The sequence below is a fragment of the Ureibacillus aquaedulcis genome, assembly GCF_030418165.1.
In the GTDB taxonomy this organism is placed as follows: domain Bacteria; phylum Bacillota; class Bacilli; order Bacillales_A; family Planococcaceae; genus Ureibacillus; species Ureibacillus aquaedulcis.
Map to the genome: position 1 here is coordinate 159821 of NZ_JAUHTQ010000008.1, position 22330 is coordinate 182150.

At 42.2% G+C, this 22330-nt stretch carries 19 protein-coding genes; 14 read left to right on the plus strand and 5 right to left on the minus strand.

Annotated features, from left to right (window positions below; translation table 11 throughout):
• The 10 genes from yfmH to QYB95_RS12275 all read left to right on the plus strand — a co-directional run bounded on the left by yfmH (position 1) and on the right by QYB95_RS12275 (position 11142).
• Positions 1 to 1296: an EF-P 5-aminopentanol modification-associated protein YfmH gene (gene yfmH / locus QYB95_RS12230; RefSeq protein WP_301138611.1), complete on the plus strand. Its 1296-nt coding sequence runs from the start codon at positions 1 to 3 to the stop codon at positions 1294 to 1296.
• The gene (gene ymfI / locus QYB95_RS12235; protein WP_301138612.1) at positions 1297 to 2025 is read left to right on the plus strand and encodes an elongation factor P 5-aminopentanone reductase; all 729 of its coding nucleotides are present in this window, start codon (positions 1297 to 1299) and stop codon (positions 2023 to 2025) included. It begins immediately after the preceding gene.
• Between the two features lie 44 nt (positions 2026 to 2069).
• Positions 2070 to 2324 (plus strand): DUF3243 domain-containing protein, encoded by a 255-nt coding sequence (locus tag QYB95_RS12240; protein ID WP_301138613.1) that lies wholly within the window; start codon positions 2070 to 2072, stop codon positions 2322 to 2324.
• Between the two features lie 399 nt (positions 2325 to 2723).
• Positions 2724 to 3524, plus strand: a complete 801-nt coding sequence (locus QYB95_RS12245; protein WP_301138614.1) for a DUF3388 domain-containing protein — start codon at positions 2724 to 2726, stop codon at positions 3522 to 3524.
• A 174-nt stretch (positions 3525 to 3698) separates the two neighbouring features.
• Positions 3699 to 4586 carry a helix-turn-helix domain-containing protein gene (locus tag QYB95_RS12250; protein WP_345783718.1) on the plus strand — a complete coding sequence of 296 codons (888 nt, stop codon included), beginning with the start codon at positions 3699 to 3701 and terminating at the stop codon, positions 4584 to 4586.
• A gap of 136 nt (positions 4587 to 4722) precedes the next feature.
• Positions 4723 to 5301 carry a CDP-diacylglycerol--glycerol-3-phosphate 3-phosphatidyltransferase gene (gene pgsA / locus QYB95_RS12255; RefSeq protein WP_301138616.1) on the plus strand — a complete coding sequence of 193 codons (579 nt, stop codon included), beginning with the start codon at positions 4723 to 4725 and terminating at the stop codon, positions 5299 to 5301.
• Between the two features lie 12 nt (positions 5302 to 5313).
• Entirely contained in the window at positions 5314 to 6567 is a 1254-nt protein-coding gene (locus QYB95_RS12260) for a competence/damage-inducible protein A (RefSeq protein ID WP_301138617.1), read from the plus strand.
• A gap of 237 nt (positions 6568 to 6804) precedes the next feature.
• Positions 6805 to 7872 carry a recombinase RecA gene (recA, locus tag QYB95_RS12265; RefSeq protein WP_301138618.1) on the plus strand — a complete coding sequence of 356 codons (1068 nt, stop codon included), beginning with the start codon at positions 6805 to 6807 and terminating at the stop codon, positions 7870 to 7872.
• A gap of 913 nt (positions 7873 to 8785) precedes the next feature.
• A complete protein-coding gene (gene rny, locus QYB95_RS12270; RefSeq protein ID WP_301138630.1) occupies positions 8786 to 10339 on the plus strand; it encodes a ribonuclease Y in 1554 nt (517 codons plus the stop codon).
• A gap of 299 nt (positions 10340 to 10638) precedes the next feature.
• Positions 10639 to 11142 (plus strand): nucleoside-diphosphate sugar epimerase, encoded by a 504-nt coding sequence (locus QYB95_RS12275; RefSeq protein WP_301138619.1) that lies wholly within the window; start codon positions 10639 to 10641, stop codon positions 11140 to 11142.
• Positions 11143 to 11207: 65 nt separating this feature from the next.
• Here QYB95_RS12275 and QYB95_RS12280 read toward each other — a convergent pair whose 3' ends face one another.
• The 3 genes from QYB95_RS12280 to QYB95_RS12290 form a co-directional block, all read right to left on the minus strand.
• Positions 11208 to 12587, minus strand: a complete 1380-nt coding sequence (locus QYB95_RS12280; protein ID WP_301138620.1) for an MFS transporter — start codon at positions 12585 to 12587, stop codon at positions 11208 to 11210.
• 84 nt (positions 12588 to 12671) lie between these two features.
• The gene (locus QYB95_RS12285; RefSeq protein WP_301138621.1) at positions 12672 to 12965 is read right to left on the minus strand and encodes a Dabb family protein; all 294 of its coding nucleotides are present in this window, start codon (positions 12963 to 12965) and stop codon (positions 12672 to 12674) included.
• Positions 12962 to 14224, minus strand: coding sequence for a flavin-dependent oxidoreductase (locus tag QYB95_RS12290; RefSeq protein WP_301138622.1), 1263 nt, complete (start codon positions 14222 to 14224; stop codon positions 12962 to 12964). Before QYB95_RS12290 ends, QYB95_RS12285 begins: the two co-directional genes overlap by 4 nt.
• 386 nt (positions 14225 to 14610) lie before the next feature.
• On the opposite strand from QYB95_RS12290, the gene QYB95_RS12295 reads away from it, so the two are divergent.
• Positions 14611 to 15231, plus strand: coding sequence for a GDSL-type esterase/lipase family protein (locus QYB95_RS12295; RefSeq protein WP_301138623.1), 621 nt, complete (start codon positions 14611 to 14613; stop codon positions 15229 to 15231).
• A 347-nt stretch (positions 15232 to 15578) separates the two neighbouring features.
• Positions 15579 to 15740: a YwzD family small protein gene (locus QYB95_RS12300; protein WP_486395121.1), complete on the plus strand. Its 162-nt coding sequence runs from the start codon at positions 15579 to 15581 to the stop codon at positions 15738 to 15740.
• Between the two features lie 237 nt (positions 15741 to 15977).
• Here QYB95_RS12300 and QYB95_RS12305 read toward each other — a convergent pair whose 3' ends face one another.
• Together QYB95_RS12305 and QYB95_RS12310 are read right to left on the minus strand one after the other, a co-directional pair.
• Positions 15978 to 17312 carry an MFS transporter gene (locus QYB95_RS12305; protein ID WP_301138625.1) on the minus strand — a complete coding sequence of 445 codons (1335 nt, stop codon included), beginning with the start codon at positions 17310 to 17312 and terminating at the stop codon, positions 15978 to 15980.
• An 18-nt stretch (positions 17313 to 17330) separates the two neighbouring features.
• Entirely contained in the window at positions 17331 to 18893 is a 1563-nt protein-coding gene (locus tag QYB95_RS12310) for an AMP-binding protein (protein WP_301138626.1), read from the minus strand.
• A gap of 196 nt (positions 18894 to 19089) precedes the next feature.
• Here QYB95_RS12310 and QYB95_RS12315 point away from each other — a divergent pair, with 196 nt between their 5' ends.
• The gene (locus tag QYB95_RS12315) at positions 19090 to 19734 is read left to right on the plus strand and encodes a TetR/AcrR family transcriptional regulator (RefSeq protein ID WP_301138627.1); all 645 of its coding nucleotides are present in this window, start codon (positions 19090 to 19092) and stop codon (positions 19732 to 19734) included.
• Between the two features lie 94 nt (positions 19735 to 19828).
• A complete protein-coding gene (locus tag QYB95_RS12320) occupies positions 19829 to 22054 on the plus strand; it encodes an EAL domain-containing protein (protein ID WP_301138628.1) in 2226 nt (741 codons plus the stop codon).
• Positions 22055 to 22330: the final 276 nt, after the last annotated feature.

The window sequence follows — 22330 nt, forward strand, 5'->3', positions numbered from 1 at the left end:
ATGAAAACGATTGAATTTAAACAACTAGATGAAACTTTATTTTATAAAAAATTACCAAATGGATTAGATGTCTATATTTTGCCGAAAAAGGGGTTTTCGAAAACCTTCGTAACGTTCACGACGAAATATGGCTCCATTGACCGTACCTTTGTACCAATCGGAGAATCGGAAGCCATTACGGTACCGGATGGGATTGCCCACTTCCTGGAGCATAAAATGTTTGAAAAAGAGGATGGCGATGTATTCCAGCAGTTTAGTGAAGCCGGCGCATCTGCAAACGCCTTTACGTCATTCACACGTACTGCGTACTTATTCTCTGCAACAGACCATATTTATAAAAGTACAGAGACTTTACTGAACTTTGTTCAAGAGCCTTACTTCACTGAAAAAACAGTGGAGAAGGAAAAAGGGATCATTGGTCAGGAAATCACGATGTATGATGACCAGGCAGATTGGCGCCTGTACTTCGGTGCGATTGAAAACATGTACCATAATCATCCAGTAAAGATTGACATCGCCGGAACAATTGAGTCAATCGACAAAATTACGGCGGAGCATTTATATACGTGCTATAACACGTTCTATCACCCATCGAATATGTTATTGTTTGTTGTTGGTGCGATTGACCCGACAGAAATGATGGCGTTTATCGAAGACAATCAAAGCAAAAAAGAGTTCCCTGAACCGACGCAAATCCAACGTCATTTTGAAGAGGAACCTACGGATGTGGCGATCAAAGAACGTGAACTGAAGATGGACGTCCAAAAACCGAAAGTATATGTCGGTCTAAAAGCGAAACAAACAGACTTGAGTGGTGATGAAATGCTTAAGCATGAGCTGTCTGTTCAAATTGCGCTGGAATGCCTGTACGGAAGAGCATCGGATTTCTATACGGATGTCTATGAAAATGGCTTGATTGATGAATCCTTCGCTTATGACTTCTCCTTGGAAAAAGGCTACGGCTTTGCTTTAATCGGTTCTGATTCCAGTGAACCTGATCAATTAGCCGACAAGATTAAAGAAGTCATCAATAATGCAGAAAGCTTACTGACTTCCGATGGCATAGAGCGCGTGAAACGCAAAAAAATCGGTTTCTATCTAAGAGCCTTGAACTCCATGGAATTCATTGCGAACCAATTTACGCGTTATGAATTCAATGAAATGGACTTATTTGACGCCGTTCCTGCAATTGAAAAATTGACGCTTGAGGATGTGGTGGAAGCCTTGAAAACAATCCAAGGGGAATCACAGCAAACGGTATTCAAAGTCTTGCCTTCAAGTGAGCGTGCAGAGTAAATGAAAAAATTCGCACTTGTAGTAGGTGCTTCCGGTGCGATAGGTAATGCAATAGCAAAGCGACTGGCATCTAATGGTTGGTCGCTCTATTTGCATTTTAACAAAGGTCGTACAAACGTAGAGCATTTAATGGCACAGCTAACAAATGAGTTTCCAAAACAGGAATTTCTCATGGTTCAGGCAGATTTCGCAGAGGAGGACGGTGCAGACCGTTTAGCTCCGCAAATCTATTCCCTAAAGGCAATCGTTTTTGCTGGGGGCCATAGCTTTTATGGACTCATCGAGGATACCCCGGTGGATGAAATGAGCAGGCTGTGGAAGGTACATGTACAGAATCCGATGAGACTGCTTGCACTCCTTTCTTCAAAACTTCGAAATAATGACAAGAGCCATGTACTATTTATCGGGTCGATTTGGGGAGAAACAGGTGCCGCTTTTGAATCGGTGTATAGTGCTGTAAAGGGAGCACAGCATGCATTTGTAAAGTCCTATGCCAAAGAAGTAGCCTACAATCATATCCTGGTGAATGCCATAGCGCCAGGCTTGATTGATACATCAATGAACAAGCATTTAAATGAAGAGGAAAAACTGGCCCTATATGAGGAAATTCCATTAGCCAGAGCTGGAAATGCAGAAGATGTCGCAAACCTTGCCAGTTTTTATTTAAGCGGCCAAGCAAATTATGTAACTGGACAAATTATCAGAATTAATGGTGGATGGTACATATAAAATCCGAACCTGCACATAATAATTGTGCAAAGGAGGAGAGAAATATGCTATTAGAAAACTGGGAAAAATGGACATCATTTTTAGGTGAACAAGTCACAGAAGCTAAAGAACACGGTATGTCTAAAAAAATGATTGAAAAATCAGCTGTGCAGATCGGTGATTATTTAGCTAAAAATGTAGATCCTAAAAACGAACAAGAACGCGTACTTGCAGACCTTTGGGCAGTTGCGGACAGCGAAGAAAAACACGCTCTTGCCAACTGTATCATTAAACTAGTTCAAAGCCATCGCGTGCAGTAGTATCCACTCTTTATGCCATAAGGCTTATATAAGTAGCTGCTTTGCACGAGCTGTGCACAGGAGCTGCTTCCTTTCATTCAAAACTTATATCATAGAACAAAATCTTTCGTTTCATCATATCTTCTAACTACTCTTTAAGGAGGCTTGTCCTCCTTTTTCTTTCTCTTTTCGCATCAAGGGAAAACGACTTTATGCATTTATGCATTTAACGTTCAGGCTGACACTTTCTACAAAATTTGACATTGAATTTCTCCTGTATGTTAATTTTTACCCCTTCGATGATAAAATTTAATAATTTGGAAGAAAAACGACTGTTTCTAACTTTTCAATACATATAAAATCCGCTATGATGAAACTTATAAGAAAAATTTTCGTTTCGTTAGTAGGGGGACGTTTTTTATGGGCGAATGGTACTTTGAATATGAAATCCAAGTGAATCGTCCGGGTTTATTAGGTGACATTGCATCACTCCTGGGGATGTTACGTGTTAACATTGTTTCGATTAATGGAGTAGATGAAGGACGACGGGGAATGCTATTAAAAACAGAGAAGGAAGAATCCATTCGACGTTTTATTTCGATTGTTTCAACAATGGAAAATATTAATGTGACGAAGTTCCGGGAACCGAAAGTACGCGACCGTCTAGCTGTACGGCATGGCCACTATATAGAACGGGATGCGGATGAAAGAAATACATTCCGCTTTGTGAGAGACGAACTCGGTATTCTCGTTGATTTTATGGCAGAATTATTTAAAAAAGATGGGCATAAATTAATCGGAATCCGTGGAATGCCGCGTGTAGGCAAAACAGAATCCGTTGTAGCTGCCAGTGTTTGCGCCAATAAAAAATGGCTGTTCTTATCATCAACCATGATCAAGCAAACGATTCGCCACCAGTTAATGGGGGATGAGTTTAATGAGAATAATATTTTTATTCTTGATGGAGCAGTAACACGCAGATCGACGGATGAGCGGCATCAGCAGCTCGTTCGTGAAATGATGCGTGTTCCGGCAATCAAAGTAGTCGAGCATCCCGACCTTTTTGTTCAACATTCTGAATATAAGATAGAGGATTTTGACTATATTATCGAACTGCGGCATCACCCAGATGAATTGATTACTTATGAAATCATAGAAAGAAATGAGATGATGTCACAAAACGACCATTTTGGTGGTTTTGGTGATGGATTCAATTTTTAAGCTCCAAAACTGAAAATAGCTATGTTAGGTTTTAACTGTACAAACGTTGACAGATCCACAAAGTTGTGGCCTAAACTCCTGGAAAAGTCACACATTTTAAAATGAATTGCTTTTACATCCATATTAAAATCGTGGACGACAAAATCCCCGAGTTGAAATGATTAAAAAAAGTAGGTGTTATGGTTGACAGAACTCGGAACTCGCCTTAAAGAAGCGAGGTTATCTAAAGGATATAGTTTGGATGATCTTCAAGAGATTACAAAAATACAAAAACGATACTTGGTTGCGATTGAAGAAGGAAATTATTCAATCATGCCCGGTACCTTCTACGTACGAGCATTCATAAAACAATATGCTGAAGCTGTTGGACTAGAGGTAGATGAAATTCTGGATGAGTTTAAGAAGGAAATTCCAAATCAACCGAAAGAAGAAGTTGCCCAATCGATTTCGCAAAGCCCGACCCGTCGTAAGCTAAACACGCGTTCGACGAATCGTATGCTGGAAACGATGCCCAAATTCATTGTTGGATTGTTTATTGTGGTGACTTTAGTGGCAGTTTGGTTTTTATACCAACAGAAGATGGCATCCAACCAACCGGAAGAAGAAGTAGACGAAACCGAAGTGGAGTACGAACAACAAGTGCCGCCGCCAACTGATCCTGCTCTGGAAGAGGAAGAAGAGCCGGCAGCCGGGGACACAGAAGAGCCTGTAGTGGAAGAAGAGGAAGAAGAGCCGACTCCGACCCAAACCATCTCTGAAGGTGTGCCGGAAGGCGAAACAACTTCGTATACATTATCCGGAACAGAAACGATGAATGTGCGTATCGAGGTTTCGGGTGACACATGGGTGGGTATCCGTAACGCAGAAGGAAGCGAGCAAGTGGAGGCCCGTGTTTATACAGCCGGTGAGGTAGTGGAATTTGATGCTACTGCAAATGCCTACGCTCGTATTCGTCTAGGAAACGCAAACAACACAAAAGTGTTTATAAACGATGAACCACTTCAATTTGTTCAAACAATTACAACACAAAATATCATCATTACATTACAGCCGGGAGAATAGTCATCGCTTAGATGGCTATTTTTCACAAGTTTCAGCAATTATCAACATAATCGAAGAAGCTCGGGGGATGGCACCTCATTTTGAAGGGGCCTTCCGCCAGATGTTTCACTTTATTTCGAATGAAAGGTGTTAGCAAATGAATATACCGAATAAGATTACAGTCTCAAGAATACTATTAATTCCAGTCTTTGTGATTGTAATACTATTTGACTTTGGATGGGGAAATATGAATTTCCTGGGAGCAGAAATGCCGGTCAATCACTTTGTGGCGGGGTTAATCTTCATCATCGCTTCATGTACGGACTGGGTAGACGGGTACTATGCCCGCAAATACAACCTTGTCACGAACTTAGGGAAGTTCCTTGATCCATTGGCAGACAAGCTATTAGTAGCGGCTGCTTTTATTGTGTTAGTGGAGCTTGGCATGGCCCCATCCTGGATCATCATCATTATTTTGAGCCGTGAATTCGCGGTTACGGGATTACGTGCGATTTTGGCAGGGGAGGGTGAAATCGTCGCCGCCAGCCAACTGGGGAAAATCAAGACTTGGGCACAAATCGTAGCCATCTCATCACTTCTGTTGCACAATACTATTTTCACTCTAATCAACATACCATTTGATATGATTACGCTTTATATCGCATTGATCTTTACGGTATGGTCCGGATGGGAATATTTCTATCTAAACCGTCGTGTCTTTGTAAACTCTAAGTAAGGAGGGAACATCATGAATGCAGAAATCATTGCTGTTGGCTCGGAGTTACTCCTTGGGCAAATTGCCAATACAAATGCAAAATTTATCTCAACGCAATTATCTGAGCTAGGCATCAATGTTTTTTTTCATACGGTTGTGGGAGATAATGCGAATCGCCTAAAAAGTGCGATTGAAATTGCGGAATCCCGTGCGGATCTGATTATCTTTTCTGGAGGCCTGGGACCGACAAAGGATGATCTTACAAAAGAAACCATTGCAGCGCATCTAGATTTGCCTCTAGTTTTCGATGATGTGGCATTATCTTTCATCGAACAATTCTTTGCTGCACGTGGCCGCGGTATGACTGAAAACAATCGGAAGCAGGCCCTCGTTCTGGAGGGCAGCAAAGTACTGGCGAACCACCATGGCATGGCCCCTGGAATGTTCTTGGAGAAAGAGGGACGCACCTACATATTGCTCCCAGGGCCGCCAAAAGAGCTTGAGCCTATGTTCCAATTTGAAGCAAAACCGAAACTTGCTGCACTTTTGAATGTCGGTAGAGTGATCCAGTCCCATGTGTTGCGCTTTTACGGGATCGGGGAAGCCGAGCTCGAAGATCGTGTGCAAGACATACTGGATAAACAAACGAATCCAACCGTTGCACCACTTGCCAGTGATGGGGAAGTGACACTTCGAATCACGGCAGGGGCACAGAATGTTGAAGAAGCCTGGACACTCATTAAAGAGAAGGAAGCTGAAATTCTGGCCATCGTAGGCGAGTACCACTACGGCTATAATGATGATTCCTTAGCATCGAAATTGGTGGAAATGCTCAAGCATAACAATTTAACGATTTCGGCGGCAGAAAGCCTGACAGCCGGGCTCTTCCAATCCGAGCTTGCCGAAATTCCAGGTGTGGGATGCAGCTTGATAGGCGGGGTTGTAACCTACACGCCGGAAGCCAAAATAGAGCATTTGGGGATTGAAAAATCGCTGCTCGACCAATCCGGAATTGTAAGCAGTGAGTGTGCCGGTGCGATGGCCAGTAAAGTGCGGGAGAAGTTTGGCACGGACATCGGGGTTGGCTTGACGGGCGCTGCAGGACCAGATCCCCATGATGGGGAAGTGCCGGGAACAATCTGGCTTGGTTTTAGCATTGGCGATCAGGTAGTCACTCACAAGCTGTTGCTGCAGGGAATGCGCAATACCAACCGTATTCGTACAGTGAAATTTGCATGCAGCTATTTAATGCGCTTGCTTGTTGATAGAGGATACAAAAAGATATAATATAATAGAGTAGTATCACTTTTTTAAGAAGTGTTGCTAGTTTAAATGCGCGGCTTTACATGCGTGTTTGAAAATTAGAAATTTGGGCTGCATAAAATAGCTCAAATTTTTATTTTGCCCCAAAAACGAAAATATGTTCGCTTTTTTCTTGAAACTTGTCTCAAAAAGAAGTATAGTAGAGACATAAGAAATAGAACAAAAGAGAATTTAGTTTTATATATATAAGGAGGAAATATTTTGAGTAATGATCGTAAAGCTGCCTTAGATATGGCGTTAAAGCAAATTGAAAAGCAATTCGGTAAAGGCTCTGTTATGAAGCTGGGTGAACAATCAGATCGCCAAATGGAGACTTCTTCAAGTGGTTCACTAGCAATCGATGCAGCATTAGGTGTTGGCGGTTATCCAAGAGGACGTATCGTGGAAATCTACGGTCCGGAATCATCAGGTAAAACTACTGTTGCCCTGCATGCTATCGCTGAAATCCAAGCTAAAGGCGGACAAGCTGCATTTATCGATGCCGAGCACGCATTAGACCCTGTCTACGCACAAAAATTAGGCGTTAACATTGATGAATTATTACTTTCTCAGCCAGACACTGGTGAGCAAGCATTAGAGATCGCTGAAGCATTAGTGCGCAGTGGTGCGATTGACATTATCGTAATCGACTCCGTTGCAGCCCTAGTACCAAAAGCAGAAATCGAAGGCGAAATGGGTGACTCTCACATGGGTCTGCAAGCTCGTCTAATGTCTCAAGCATTACGTAAACTATCAGGTATCATCAACAAATCTAATACACTAGCAATCTTCATCAACCAAGTACGTGAAAAAATCGGTGTTATGTTCGGTAACCCTGAAACAACTACTGGTGGACGTGCCCTTAAATTCTACGCATCAATTCGTCTAGAAGTACGCCGCGCAGAAACAATCAAGCAAGGCACTGAGATGATCGGGAACAAAACAAAAATCAAAGTCGTGAAAAACAAAGTGGCACCGCCATTCCGTACAGCAGAAGTAGACATCATGTACGGTGAAGGGATTTCAAAAGAAGGAGAAATCGTGGACATCGGTGCAGAACTGGATATCATCCAAAAAAGCGGCTCATGGTACGCTTACGATGGCGAACGCATTGGACAAGGTAGAGAAAATGCAAAAGCCTTCCTTAAAGCAAACCCGGAAATTCGCGAAAAAGTATCCAACCAAATCCGTGAATCTTACGGCATGACAGCCAACTCCTACACTATCGGCGCACATGACGAAGAAGAAGAAATGGACAAAGAACTAGCTTTATTACTAGATGAAGAATAAGATTCTTGAATACTCGCCCGTCCCAACTTGTTGGGGCGGGTTTTGCTATGTGCTGAGAATGTGTGAAAAAGCAGGAAGGAGAGAGTAGAATTAAAGTGATAAAAATTTATGATTGCTAATAAAAACTTGCAGCGCTAATGGACTTGACGGATTTATTGGAGAAGTTGGCGGATAACTTAAAAAAAGGGCGGATAAAATTCAAAATGTGGCGGATTTCTCGGGCAGGGAGCGGATAAAATTTGAAGTGGCTAGATTATCGAAGAAAGTGGCGAGATTATCCGGAAAAGTGGCTAGAATATTCGAGAAAGTGGCTAGATTATTTAGAAAAGTGGCTAGAATATTCCTGAAAGTGTCTAGATACTCTAAAAAGCAGTTAGATTCAAAAGTAACCTCAAATACAAAACCTCATCACCAACACAATTTTAACAAACTCGGTCCCCCGAATCGTTCACAATAACAAAAACCCCACCCTAAAAAACTTACTTTCTTCATTCCCAAATTCCACGTTATTATACGGATTTTCTCTTAAATTGATTAGAATTGATTAATTTTGCCAATAATAGTTAGAAATATCTTTTTAATTTGGTATTTTAGAAAATTTAGTAAATCGTTAGACTCTCGCAATAAGAAGACTACTAATTCTAAAGACTTATAAGATAATTGCTGGCTGATTGAAACTGCTTACACAATTTAGACACATCTAGTGGGAAACCTTGACATTACTAGGTTAGAGCTATACAATTAAAATTGTATAATTTCTAAATTTCGAAATGAAATAGGCAGTATGTTGAAAGCGTAAGTTTTGTTAACAATAGATTATCAAATCACTTTGAATTTGGTATATTGAAAAACTTTAGTCAATGTATGGGCCGATGAAAATGAAACGAATATAGCAAGAGGAGGTGTTCGAATGATGGAATACATTATCTCCGCTTTGCTTGGACTCATCTTCGGTGGCGTTGTTATCTATTTCTATATGAAAAAAGTGAACGAATCAAAAGTAAATGGTGCGAAAAATTCAGCTGAGCTTATCATTGATGAAGCTAAGCGAGAAGCGGAAGCTATGAAAAAAGAAGCACTACTTGAAGCAAAAGATGAAACTCACAAAATTCGAACTGAAGCAGAAAAAGACATCCGTGAACGCCGGGCAGAGCTTCAGAAACAAGAAAACCGGTTATTGCAAAGAGAAGAAAATCTTGATCGCAAGGATGATGCTCTGAACAAGAGAGAATCAGGCTTAGAGCGAAAAGAAGAGGCTCTAACTGAGAGACAACAGCATATTGAACAGATGGAAAGTAAAGTGGAAGAGCTAGTACGTGAACAAACGTCAGAGCTTGAACGTATCGCTGCCCTAACTCGCGAAGAAGCGAAAGGAATCATCCTGAAAGAAGTTGAAAATGAACTTTCAACAGATATTGCTGTGATGACTAAAGAAGCAGAAACACGTGCGAAAGAAGAATCTGACAAAAAAGCTCGTGAGATATTATCACTTGCACTACAACGTTTTGCAGCAGATCACGTTGCTGAAACAACAGTATCCGTTGTAAACCTACCGAATGACGAAATGAAAGGCCGCATTATCGGTCGTGAAGGGCGTAACATTCGAACACTGGAAACGCTGACGGGTATCGATTTAATTATCGATGATACACCAGAGGCAGTAATCCTTTCTGGCTTTGATCCAATCCGTCGCGAAACTGCACGTCTTGCACTAGAAAAATTAGTACAAGATGGAAGAATCCACCCAGCTCGTATTGAAGAAATGGTGGAGAAATCACGCCGTGAAATGGACGAGCAAATCCGAGAAACAGGTGAACAAACAACGTTCGAAGTAGGCATTCACAATTTACATCCAGACTTGATGAAAATCCTAGGCCGCATGAAGTATCGTACAAGCTATGGCCAAAACGTATTGAAGCATTCAATCGAAGTAGCTCACCTATCCGGGCTTTTAGCAGCAGAGTTAGGGGAAGATGTGACATTGGCAAGACGCGCGGGCTTACTTCATGATATCGGGAAAGCCATTGACCACGAAGTTGAAGGCAGCCACGTAGAAATCGGTGTAGAGCTTGCAACAAAATACAAAGAGCATCCTGTTGTAATTAACAGTATCGCTTCCCACCATGGTGACACAGAAGCAACGTCTGTCATTGCAGTAATCGTTGCAGCTGCCGATGCATTATCAGCAGCAAGACCTGGTGCGCGCAGTGAAACACTTGAAAACTATATCCGTCGTTTAGAAAAACTGGAAGAGATTTCAGAAAGCTATGACGGCGTAGAGAAATCATTCGCGATTCAAGCAGGTCGTGAAATTCGTATCATCGTACAACCTGAGAAAATTGATGATCTTGCCTCCCATCGCCTGGCGAGGGACATCCGCAAGAAAATCGAGGAAGAGCTCGATTATCCGGGCCATATCAAAGTTACGGTCATCCGTGAAACACGTGCAGTTGAATACGCTAAATAGAAATCAAACCTCTTTTGACATTAATGTCGAAAGAGGTTTTTATTGTTTATGGAAATTGCTATTAGGGTCATTCAAAGGCGAAACCGCTCCAAACCGTAGCAAAGCGTGTTCAGCCAACGAATTTTAACTTGCACGATCCCAGGAGGTTTTAAAATCATCGAATTTAGGGAAAAGAGTTACTACTTGTCAACGGTGACTTTCTTGCTCAATGAATAGGTGCAACAGGGAGGGTTCAACTAGAAGATCTAGGGGAATAAGAGACGACAGGTAGAAACAGAGTGATAGAAGGGGTGGTTTATTTGGGGAAAAAGGACAAGATTAAAAGGTTAAAGGATCAAGCGATTGCGAATCTTCATTTGGTTGAAATAGAGTACAAACAAATTGTTAAGAAATCTTCTCAGGAGCCCGATTCGTTCAATTGGGGAGAACTGTTGAACGATGCAGAATTAAAAGGATTGTATAAGGTCCGCAAAGACAGAAAATATGCGTCCTTGACCGTCGAGCTTTACGCCATTATTGAGCAGCTATTAAAAGATATTTATCATACTTTTTATGATAATCAATATGTGCAGACGCCGGAAGTCAATATCATTCTGGATTTGGAGGAAAAGTTGGGTCATCGTGTAAATTTTAAAAATAATACGAAAACGCTCGCTGATTTAAGAAGTATTATTATCCATGAAGACTTTTCTTTAAAAAAAGCTAGGAAAAGCGCAAATATCGATACCAATAATCGAAATTTATTTAAGCAATTACTGAAAGATGCCGAAAGCTATATCAAAAATATAGAAATAACATCATAGAGGTCCCCACGCAAATATTCAAGCCCCGCCCGGAAATCCAGGTGGGGCTTGTTATTTAATTGCGATTAAATTGAAGGGGAATCCTTAATTTCGCCAATTTGTGTACGAATAGGAGTTTCTTCCTCCGTAGACTCCTCTTGGCGGTAGTAGGCATGCTTTTCCTGAACAAAAAGGATTGCAATCCCTCCAAGCAGTGCCGCCAAACCGATGAGTGTGAAGTTCATCTGTGCAGACAAATTCATCGTCAAAAGAATCCCCACAAACGTCGGTGCAAAAATACCGCCCACGCGTCCGAATGCCATGGCCGCGCCTACACCGGTAGAACGAACTTCCGGCCGGTAATACTGCGATACAAGGGCATTGCTGATATTTTGGACCCCTACAGAAGCCGCCCCGATAATGCCGATTAATAGATACGCAATCATCGTGTTGTTTGTTAACCCGATGGCAGACAGGGCAATGGCGCCAAGGAAGTACAGCGGAACCATGACTTTCTTGAAGCCCCAGTGATCCGTCAATCGGCCAAAAATAACCGTTCCGACGATTGCGCCGACGTTTAAAGCAACGACAAATAAGAGACTGTTGCCCAAGCTGTAGCCTGCTTCAATCATCAGCTTCGGCAACCAGACGTTCATGGCATAGATGAGCACGAAGCAGGAGAAGCAAGAAATCCAGAACATGATGGTGCTGAGGGCCAGCTTGTTTTTAAACAGCATGGCCAATGGCGAACCTTTTGCTGCTTCTGCTGGTTTCGCAAAGACCGCATTCGGAGCAAGTGGTTCTTCTGGTGTTAAGCGGTTCATGATTTTTCGTACTTCTTCCTCTTTTCCTTTTGACAATAGGAAGCTTGCCGATTCCGGAAGCTGTTTCACCAGGAAAGGAAGAAACAATAGTGGAAGCGCGGCAATCCAGAATATCGGTTTCCAGCCCATTGCCGGTAAAATCGATTTACTGAACATGGCAGCAGCAATTGCACCGATGGAATATCCACAGAAAATGAACGATACAATCGCGCCCCGGATTTTCTTCGGTGCATATTCCGCTGATAGGGCAATAACGTTTGGCATTACACCGCCCAGTCCAAGCCCTGCGATAACGCGCATGATCGTGAACAAAATTGGACCTCCTGCAAATGTCGATAGCGCTGTAAATAGACTGAACATGATTGTACAAAGCAGGATGACCTTTTTTCGTCCGATCTTATCGGCCATTAAACCGAAAAGGACGGCGCCGATTGCAGTTCCGGCCGCCGAATAGCTTCCGATCACGCCAGCCTCCACCGTCGTAAGAGACCATTCCTCCATCAGGGCAGGTACAACCGAACCATAGATGACGACATCATAGCCATCCATCAAGATGATGAAAAAGCACCAAAAAATTAAGGAAAGATGGAAAAAACGAAAGCGACTTTGGTCGATTATTTTGTGAACATGAACAACATTCATTTTTGGACACCCCTAACAGTATTGGTACTTTAGCGCTTAAAAGCTTCAACGCGCCTACGCGCTAAAGTGAATGGGTAAAAAAAATTAAATCTCAAAATCCACGATAATTGAATCCTCAACACCAATCTCCTTCAAGAAAGAAAGGACTTTCTGGTGCTCAGGGTGGGGGAGGTAATTTTCCAGCGCCTCACGATTTTCAAAACGCACCGTTAACCCGACATCATAGCCTTTGCTTCGCTCGGAAAAATTGATGCCCTGCTGGATATCGATCACACCCGGAATTTTTTCCTTGAGCAGCAGCGTTCTGGCGATCAATTCCTGTTTTTGCTCCAGGGTTGTAGCGGGTGAAAACTTTATCAACACAATATGTTCAATCATACTGAACTACCTGCCTTGCTGTTTAATGTTTCGCGGTCGAAACCTGCTACCTGCTTATATTTATTGGCAATTTCCGCAAGCTCTTCATATGAAATGACGTCGTCCAGGTTATCAAAGCCGTTTGGAGCGCGCTCTTCAACAATCTGCATCACTTGCTCCGGTCCATTTTGACGATTCATCAATACGATGTTTGCGGTAGCTTCACGTCGCTTAGCCTCGTATTCTTTCAAGGCAGTTTCCACGTCCTGTTGTCCTTCAATGACTTGCCCAAGGGCATCCGCATCCAAGATTGCCTGTGACGCACCATTTGAACCAATTGGATACATTGGATGTGCTGCATCGCCCAGTAATGTCACACGGCCAAACGTCCATTGCGGCAGCGGGTCGCGGTCCACCATCGGAAATTCATAGACTGCTGTTGCTTCCTCAATAATTTTCGGAACATTCAACCAGCCAAAATTCCAGTTTTTAAAGGCAGGCGCAAACTTTTCCTTATCAATTTCCTTGTTCCAGTCCGCGCGGTCCGGCATTTCATCAATGGAAAGTTCGGCAATCCAGTTCACAAGCGAACGTCCTTCTTTTGCCAGCTCTGGACTGATTGGGTAAGCAACGAATTTTTGGTCCTGGAATCCTGCCATGATCATTGAGCGGCCGGTTAAATACGGTTCAGATTCCGTGATGCCGCGCCATAAAATACGTCCGCTGTATTTTGGCAGACCTTCGTTTGGATAGAAATGCTTGCGCACAACCGAATGGATGCCGTCTGCTGCAATCAGGATATCCGCGCGATAGGACCCGATATGTTCGCCTGTTTTTTTATTTTCAAAATGTGCCACGACGCCGTCCGCTTCATTTTCAAAGCTAGTTAAGTGGTGTCCCGTAAGCACTGATTCTTCACCCAGCTGCTCTTTTACGGCATTCAGCAGCAGCATTTGCAGCTCGCCGCGGTGGATGGAATATTGTGGCCAATTATAACCGGCGTTTAATCCGCGCTCTTCCTGCCAAATTTTCTTTCCAAATTTATTGACATACATGAGCTCTGCAGTTGGCAAGCCTGTTTTTTCAAGCTTTTCCGTTAACCCCAGCTCTGTAAGCACTTTCACTGAATGGGGCAATAAATTGATGCCAACCCCCAGCGCCTTTATGTTATCGACGCTTTCAAACACCTTCACTAACACGCCAACACGTTGAAGTCTTAAAGCTGTCACGAGCCCTCCGATTCCTCCGCCGACGACGATTGCTGTTTTGATATTCGACAAAACAATCCCTCCATCAGATGTAATAAAAAATATATAGTTCCTGTTATTATGACATAACTTTGGTTGCTAAGACTAGTAAACTTTTATAATTTCAAGAATATTTTAAATTATTTGTGGAGAGTCCTGGATAGTATAAATCGAACTTTAAGTGGACAATCAAATTCGATAATTAAACCAGTTTTTATAATGAAGGTTTGGGGAACATAATTGTAGAATAGCAAATATGCAAAGTTTCTTATGGAAACCCTCCAAACAAATTGAAAACAGCCTAGAAAGCGGGGGAATGATTTTTGGAAAAAAGAAAGAATTTATTCATGGTATCAATGATTTTATGTTTTGTAGTTATCAGTTTTTTTGTGACATCTAAAAGAGGGGGGAACGGCTCCTTGAAAAGGGAACTCGCTGGGGTGGAAGTCTCCCCAAAATACTCCAACTACTACTTGCAGAAAAAGGACATTTTCGAATCCACGGAAACTACCCGTGTTGATAAAATCTTTGTTGGCGACAGCATTACGGATCATGGAGAGTTTCAGGAGTTCTACCCGGATCAAGTAGTATTGAATCGGGGAATTAGTAAAGATACTTCCGCAGGGGTGCTGAATCGGATTAATGAAGTGGTCGGCAGGAATGCCAAGGAAGTATACTTGCTGATTGGGGTAAATGATATAAGAACAAAAGTGGAGCAGGATGCTTATATCGGAAACATCCGAAAAATTATTGAATCTTTTGCAAAGAGCAAAACGGAAATCTATATCCAATCCATCCTCCCGGTAAACAACTCGATTTATGGCGATAAAGTAACCAATGACAAAGTCAAACGCTTTAACAAAGCGCTAAAAGAAACAGCAAAAGAACTCAATGTTCACTTCCTGGACCTGTTTCCGTATTTCACCGATGAAGAGGGCCAATTGAAAAAAGAATACACCATAGATGGTATTCACTTGAACGGAAAAGGCTACAAAGTTTGGACCCAACAGGTGCCTGATACAAAAACAACTTCGAAATGATTATGAATCGTTTCGGAGTTTTTTGTGTGCCCCACTATAAGGGGCTAGCGGCATCGAACGGTGGAAAAACGATAGGTATTGCGCAGTTGTATAAGGGGGAACCTTCCTAACGGTAGCAAAGGGGTAGCTATTACGACGATACAAAAGGGAAACTGCTTCAAATGGTAGGAAATTTAGTGGTGCGTGCCCGGCACCCAAACTATTCAACGCTTGATACATAAACAAAACAGTTCCTAAATATATGTAATGATATTTTATAGTATTTTAATGTTTGCAATCTATTTTTTATGGGAAGATATTTGCATAGATAGGTATGAATTGCTTAGGAGGTAGTGTCTGTGGAGACTATGGATATTCAGGAAGAGTTTAAACAAATTTTGGAGTATGCGATACAGCGCGGCAATGAAAATGAGCAAATTACGGTGAAAGAATTAGTCAGCGAACTGGCAACACATTTGAAACCATTAGTAGAAAAAACGAATGCAAAGGGATTGTCTGCTACTCGCTAAGACAATCTTTTTTTAGTTAACATCTGATGTCATACACGAAATCGATTTGCGCACCTGCGAAATTAGGGGTGCTATCCTTAATACTTTTGTATTCATCGGTAAGTATTAATTCACCTATCACCAAAATAAACATCAACCACAACAAACCACGCAAAAAAATGCCCTCCATCAATTAGACGAAGGACATAACTTTCACGTGGTTCACTGCTCTTTGCTTTTTTTCCTTTCACTGCGCGCTTACGTAAGATTAACAGCTTTCTCCTGTTCCGCCTCACCATTCAAACGCGTAATCTGCTCTTCCTCTAAATCCTCATATTTCGTGATAACACGTGTATCTGGAGCGAAGAGAATCAGCACCAGGGAAATCACAAGGCTGACCATCATAAACCCGCCAAATACCATAGGGGAAGCACCATAATTAGTGCCCATGGCTGTCCAGATCATCGGGCCGAATCCTACGATGGCTGCAGCAATTTGATAGCCGAGTGATAGCCCGGTATAACGAACTTTTGCAGGAAATAGCTCAGAGAATAATGTCCCTTGCGTCGCAAAGATGGCTCCCCATACAACCCCAAGTAAAAGCACTTGCATTGTGAAGAACCAGCCAGTACTTACCGGAATCGCCATGAAATAAGGAATGGCTAAAACAAGCATGGCTATCAGGCCGCCTGTGTAGATCATTTTACGGCCGATAAAGTCGGAAAGATAACCGGCGATTGGAATCGTAATGATCATCGTTGCACAGCTTAGCGTTAAGCCCAATAGTGCCGTATCACGGGAGTAATCCAAATATGTTGTAGCATATACCAATATAAAGGACATTAAGAATACATTGAAGAAGCCATCACCCAGTTTTAAGCCAATTAGGCGGAAAATATCTTTTTTGTTGTATTTGAAAACTTCCACAACGGGAATTTTCGCAAGTTCACCTTGTTCTTTTTTCCTCTGAAATTCTGGTGTTTCCTCGATGCCGCTTCGAATCCAAACGGCGATGACGATCAACACGATACTGAATAGGAAGGGAAGGCGCCATCCCCAAGCCATGAATTGGGCTTCAGTCGTCAAAGCACTAATTAATGTGAAACTGAATGTACCCAATACCAACCCAATCGGCACCCCTAATTGAGGCACGGAACCGAAAAATCCGCGGATTCCTTTATTGGCCGATTCAGTTGCCAACAGAACAGCTCCACCCCATTCACCGCCAAGAGCAATTCCTTGCATCAACCGCAATAAAACTAGTAGTGCAGGTGCCACAATACCGATTTGAGCATATGTTGGCAAAAGCCCAATCAAAAACGAGCTTCCACCCATCCCGATAAGCGTCAGCATCAAGGAAGCCTTGCGTCCGATACGGTCACCCATATGCCCAAAGATAATGCTTCCGATTGGTCTTGCCGCATACCCGGCACCAAATGTGGCAAATGCAATCAAGATGGACACTGCCGGATCATGGTTTGGGAAGAAAAGCGTGGAGAATACTAAACCTGTTGCCGTTCCATACAAGTAAAAGTCATACCATTCGATAATGGACCCGACTAAACTAGCCATTAAAATCTTCGCTTTTTTCATAAAGAACCTACTTTCTCATTATTTAATAGAGTACGAATTTCTTAAAATATGTTTTTGAATCTTTCCAACGGGCGTTCGCGGAAACTCCTCCACAAACTCGATGGAATCGGGTACCTTAAATTTTGCTAGCCGAACCTTGCAGAATTGAATGAGTTCTTCTTGTGTAACGCGCATTCCCTTATTTAGAATGACGAAAGCCTTTATCGCTTCATCTCTCATGTCATCAGGAACGCCGATTACCGCCGTTTCGTAAACGGCTAGGTGTTGTGTTAAAACGCTTTCAACCTCTTGCGCGGCGACATTTTCACCCGAACGTTTAATCATATCCTTCACACGGTCAACGAAGTAGAAATAGCCATCCTCCCCGATACGGGCATTATCACCGGTCAGCAGCCAGCCGTTTTGCAGGGTTTGCCGTGTGGCTTCTTCATTCTTGAAATATTGCTTCATGATGGTCCTGCCAGGTACTCCCTTTACCGCAATTTGTCCAACAGCTCCGTTGGGGACTTCATCTCCGTTTTCATCAATCAGTTTTACTTCATAGCCGATACTCGGTCTGCCGATACTGAGGTTTTTCCGAATCCCGTTTAATGGATTGATAAGCGGGATGCCTACTGTTTCGGTCATGCCATACAACTGCAGCAATTTTAGATCAAACTTTTCCTCAAACTCCTGAATTTGATGCTCCGCAATCGACTGGGCAAACAGAACCAACCGAATTGGATTGTCTTTGTCGTTTGCATCATAATCCTTTGCCAGAATCATGCGGATCGGTGCAGCAAATAAGGAACCGACCGTGGCACCAAGGGATTTGGCTTGCTTAAAGTAACGGGATGCACTGAATTTCTCCGTTAATGCAATACTTCCGCCAACGACCAATGCGGGCATTGATGAATAATATTGGGCATTGCCGTGGAAAAGCGGCAGGACGATAAACATCCGGTCATCTTCGGTTGCGACGATACATTTAGACATCAACTCGCCGGTAAAGATATAATTTGCATTTGTCACTTGCACGCCTTTTGGTTTGGATGTAGTACCTGATGTGTAAAGCATACCAACGACATCTTGGGCCCGAACTTCTGGAAAACGACTACTATCTGTAGAAGCTTTGGCTATGAGATGATCGTAATTTAAGAGTGTGGTAGATTGGTTCTTAAAACGGGTTAATATGATGTGTTGTATCGTAGGAAGTTCCCCTGTCATCTGCAGAAATTTTTCCACATGCTCTTCCTCTGTAATCAATAAAACAGATTCCGAATGATTAATGACGTAATGCATTTCATCCGCACTCGACAAGATATTGGTCGGGACCATGATTGCCCCGATATGTGCCAACGCAAACCAAGTCGTCAAAAACTCGATATTGTTCGGCAAATGCAATGTAACATGATCGCCAGGCTTTATATTCAAGTCCAGCAGGGCATTGCCCAGTTTCAGCACTTCTTCATAAAATTCGCGATACGCTTTAGTCGTTTGATTCCCCTCGACATCTTCAAAAGCAATAAAGAGCTTCTCTGGATGAATATCCACTTTTTCCTTCAACAGTGCTGGCAGCGTGCGATCCCCCATAATATCCATCGTTAACCCCCTCCCCATAATTGCAAAAACGATTTCATTTAACTCGAAAAAATAAATTTCATAGACTCTAGTCTAAATAATAAAACAATGATAAATTAAAAGTCAATACTATTCTGACAATTCTGATAAATTGAGAAAAATGACATTTAAGTGGGCGATAATCTTAACTAAAAATACATGGGAATGGAGGCAAGCGATGAGGAAAGGGAATCGGCAAATGCAGGCCGAAAAAACAAGGCAGCGGATTTTCGAAACGGCATTGGAGTTATTTCAGAAAAAGGGATTTGATCGAGTTACGGTGGATGAGATTGTGGAAAAAAGTAAAAGTTCCAAAGGGGCATTTTATGGCCACTTCCATTCGAAGTATGGAATCTTCCTGGAAAAATTTAAAGAAATCGATACTTTCTACGAAACCTTCGTCCAAACGATAGCTGAAGAAGACGCTCTTAAAGAGAAAATTTTAAAGTTATTTCAAGGTCAAATGCATTATCTTGAGCATGAGCTTGGCAAAGATTTAATGAGGACGGTCTATTCAAATGGCTTAAACGAAAGCGAGAATCACTTCTTTAACAATACCGAACGAAGTCTTTATAGAATACTTATTCATTTTGTGAATAGTTCAATTGAACGCGGGGAATTAGTGAAAGAGGCAAACGCGGAAAGAATTGCGGTGTTGATTACTAGATGTATGCGCGGCAATCTCTATGATTGGATCGCATTTGGCGATCACTACAGCCTTCAGGAGGAAAGCAAACAGTTTGTCGATATTTTTATGGAAGGAATACTGATGCAATTCGGCAGTGATGGGGAAGAGAAAGATGAGAACGGTATCAGCTCATAAAAATTAATAAATATTTGCTATTCAATGTTATAATACAGTTATATTACTATAAATATGTCGATGAGAACGGTTTGCTTGAAGGGAGTGCTGCGTCTTGAATTTACCCAAAATTGATTTTTCACAAAATATAATAGAATCCCAGAAACATTGTGAAAGGATTGGAATGGATCCAGATAAATTTCCAGCAACAAGATATTGTAGCGATGCAGATTTGCAGAAAAAATTACTTGAGTTTGCAAAGTTATTTGATGTACTGGACTTTTTTGCCGATCAGCTATTTCAAATGGTACAGGGCATTCCGTTTCTGCTGATTGTCACGGATGAGGAAGGAACCTTGCTGGACATCAAGGGAGATGACAAGCTCAATCAAAACTTCGAAAAACTAGGAGCCCGAATTGGCATTGAATGTACGGAAGAAGACTATGGAACGAACTCCATCAGTCTGGCGTTAACCTCAAACCAACCAACTCAAGTTGTAGGGATGCAGCATTATAAAACATTCTTTCATGGAATCGCCTGCTATACAGTGCCGCTGACATTTGAATCTGATGGAAAGAGAAAGGGCACAATGACCATCATCACGTTATTGGAATTCCAGAGCCCACTTCTCTTGACCATGCTGTATTCCGTCGTCAATGCGATTGAAAGGGAAATCCAGTTAAAAGATTCCAATACCAGATTAAATATACTCAATCAAGTTGTCATTGAATCCTCGAAAAACGGCATCGTTGAAATTGATAAAACCGGCACCATCACTGCAATCAACGAGATTGGACAATCCTATACAGGTTGGGAAAGAAACTCTGTAATTGATGAGGAAAGTTACTTTGGCGCTTATCTAAAGCAAGTATTACAAGGAAAAGATTTTTCAAATATCGAGATAAAGTTTTTGGATAGAAAGACAGGAAATCAAGTTATTGCCTTGTTCGATGGAATTCCGCTTTATAACCCCAATGGAGAACTGACAGGTGCATTTGCACAGCTCAAAGATATAACGGAACGGCATAAAACCAAGGAACAGATTCGCTACCTGGCCTATCATGACGAATTAACGGGACTTCCGAATCGAAGAAGCTTCAATGGAACGCTGGAAGAAAAGCTGGGATTAGTGAAAGAAAATGGAGGAACCTTATCGATTTTCTTGCTTGATCTGGACCGATTTAAATTTATCAATGATACGCTGGGCCATGAAAAAGGGGATTGGCTTTTGACCGAGGTAACCAAGCGTTTGCATGATTCCTTGCCCGACAATGCGGAGCTATATCGTATGGGTGGGGATGAGTTTACGATCATCCTGACCGATTATACGGATTTACGTGAGGTCACTTCATTTGCCGAAAAAATACTGGAGTTATTCAAAAGAAGTTTTGTGATCGACGAATATGAGTTCCATATTAGTACAAGCATCGGCATTGCGATACATCAGGACTGCAACCCTGAGGCGGGCTCATTGTTCCGCAGGGCGGATACGGCAATGTACCGTGCAAAAGAAAAGGGGAAAAATAATTATGTCTTGTATGACTCGGAAATCGGCCATCGCTATTTTGAAAAATTAACCTTTGAACAGGATTTAAGGCACGCGATTCAGCTGAATCATCTGGAATTGTATTATCAACCGCAAGTGAGCTTGTGTTCGCAAATGATTATTGGTCTAGAGGCGTTGGTACGATGGAATCATCCTAAGCTGGGCCTCATTTTGCCGGGGGACATCATCCCCCTTGCCGAGGAAATGGGAATGGCCACACTTTTGGGTGACTTTGTTTTGCAGCAAGCCTGTCAGCAACTGAGCAGCTGGAAAGCCCGTGGACTTCCACTTGTCAAAATAGCCGTCAATTTATCTCCGCAGGATTTCCTGAGCCACTCAATTGTCGAGAAAGTACACCAAGCATTAACACAATCTAATATTGAGCCGCACTACCTGGAAATCGAAATTACGGAATCCATGGCAATGGATGTGAAGCACGCCATATCGGTAATGGAAGAATTAAATCAGTTAGGTGTGCAAATCGCGATGGATGATTTCGGAAAAGGCTATAGCTCACTCAATTACCTGAAAAACTTCCCGATTCATCGGTTGAAAATAGACCGCTCCTTCATCCATGAACTAATGGTTGACCAAAACGACGCGAAAATTATTAATGCCATAATCCATCTCGCCCACATCCTGAACCTGGAAGTCATTGCCGAGGGCGTCGAAACAAAAGAACAGGCAGCCTTCCTGTACGACTTGAAATGCAACGAAGCACAGGGGTATTATTTCGGAAAACCGATGCCTTTGTACGATATTGAAGAGTTGTTGTTTGGAAATAAGAGAATTTGATAGACTTACCGGCAAAATTCTATATTAAAAGTGCATTCGAAAAGAAATCATTTATTAAATACCAAAAAGAGGCTGGGACAGAAGTAAGAATTCTTTGAATGATGGAAGAATCCATATTAAGAAATTGATACTGTATAAATTGATTGGAGTGGAGGGGCGACTCCTGGGGGAACAGCACGAGGCAGAGACGCTCGTGTCGAGCCGTGCCCGAGGATGCGCGTCCCCGCAACGGAAATCAATTTTAGCTATATCAAAAAAACGCCATTTTCCTACTCG

Bases quoted from the DNA above. Each gene is read 5' to 3' on its own strand.
- QYB95_RS12315 (WP_301138627.1), top strand. From the start codon at position 19,090: ATGAGGAAAGGGAATCGGCAAATGCAGGCCGAAAAAACAAGGCAGCGG.
- QYB95_RS12300 (WP_486395121.1), top strand. From the start codon at position 15,579: ATGGATATTCAGGAAGAGTTTAAACAAATTTTGGAGTATGCGATACAG.
- ymfI (WP_301138612.1), top strand. From the start codon at position 1,297: ATGAAAAAATTCGCACTTGTAGTAGGTGCTTCCGGTGCGATAGGTAAT.
- QYB95_RS12285 (WP_301138621.1), bottom strand. From the start codon at position 12,965: ATGATTGAACATATTGTGTTGATAAAGTTTTCACCCGCTACAACCCTG.
- rny (WP_301138630.1), top strand. From the start codon at position 8,786: ATGGAATACATTATCTCCGCTTTGCTTGGACTCATCTTCGGTGGCGTT.
- QYB95_RS12305 (WP_301138625.1), bottom strand. From the start codon at position 17,312: ATGAAAAAAGCGAAGATTTTAATGGCTAGTTTAGTCGGGTCCATTATC.
- QYB95_RS12310 (WP_301138626.1), bottom strand. From the start codon at position 18,893: ATGGATATTATGGGGGATCGCACGCTGCCAGCACTGTTGAAGGAAAAA.
- QYB95_RS12240 (WP_301138613.1), top strand. From the start codon at position 2,070: ATGCTATTAGAAAACTGGGAAAAATGGACATCATTTTTAGGTGAACAA.
- QYB95_RS12260 (WP_301138617.1), top strand. From the start codon at position 5,314: ATGAATGCAGAAATCATTGCTGTTGGCTCGGAGTTACTCCTTGGGCAA.
- pgsA (WP_301138616.1), top strand. From the start codon at position 4,723: ATGAATATACCGAATAAGATTACAGTCTCAAGAATACTATTAATTCCA.
- QYB95_RS12280 (WP_301138620.1), bottom strand. From the start codon at position 12,587: ATGAATGTTGTTCATGTTCACAAAATAATCGACCAAAGTCGCTTTCGT.
- QYB95_RS12245 (WP_301138614.1), top strand. From the start codon at position 2,724: ATGGGCGAATGGTACTTTGAATATGAAATCCAAGTGAATCGTCCGGGT.
- yfmH (WP_301138611.1), top strand. From the start codon at position 1: ATGAAAACGATTGAATTTAAACAACTAGATGAAACTTTATTTTATAAA.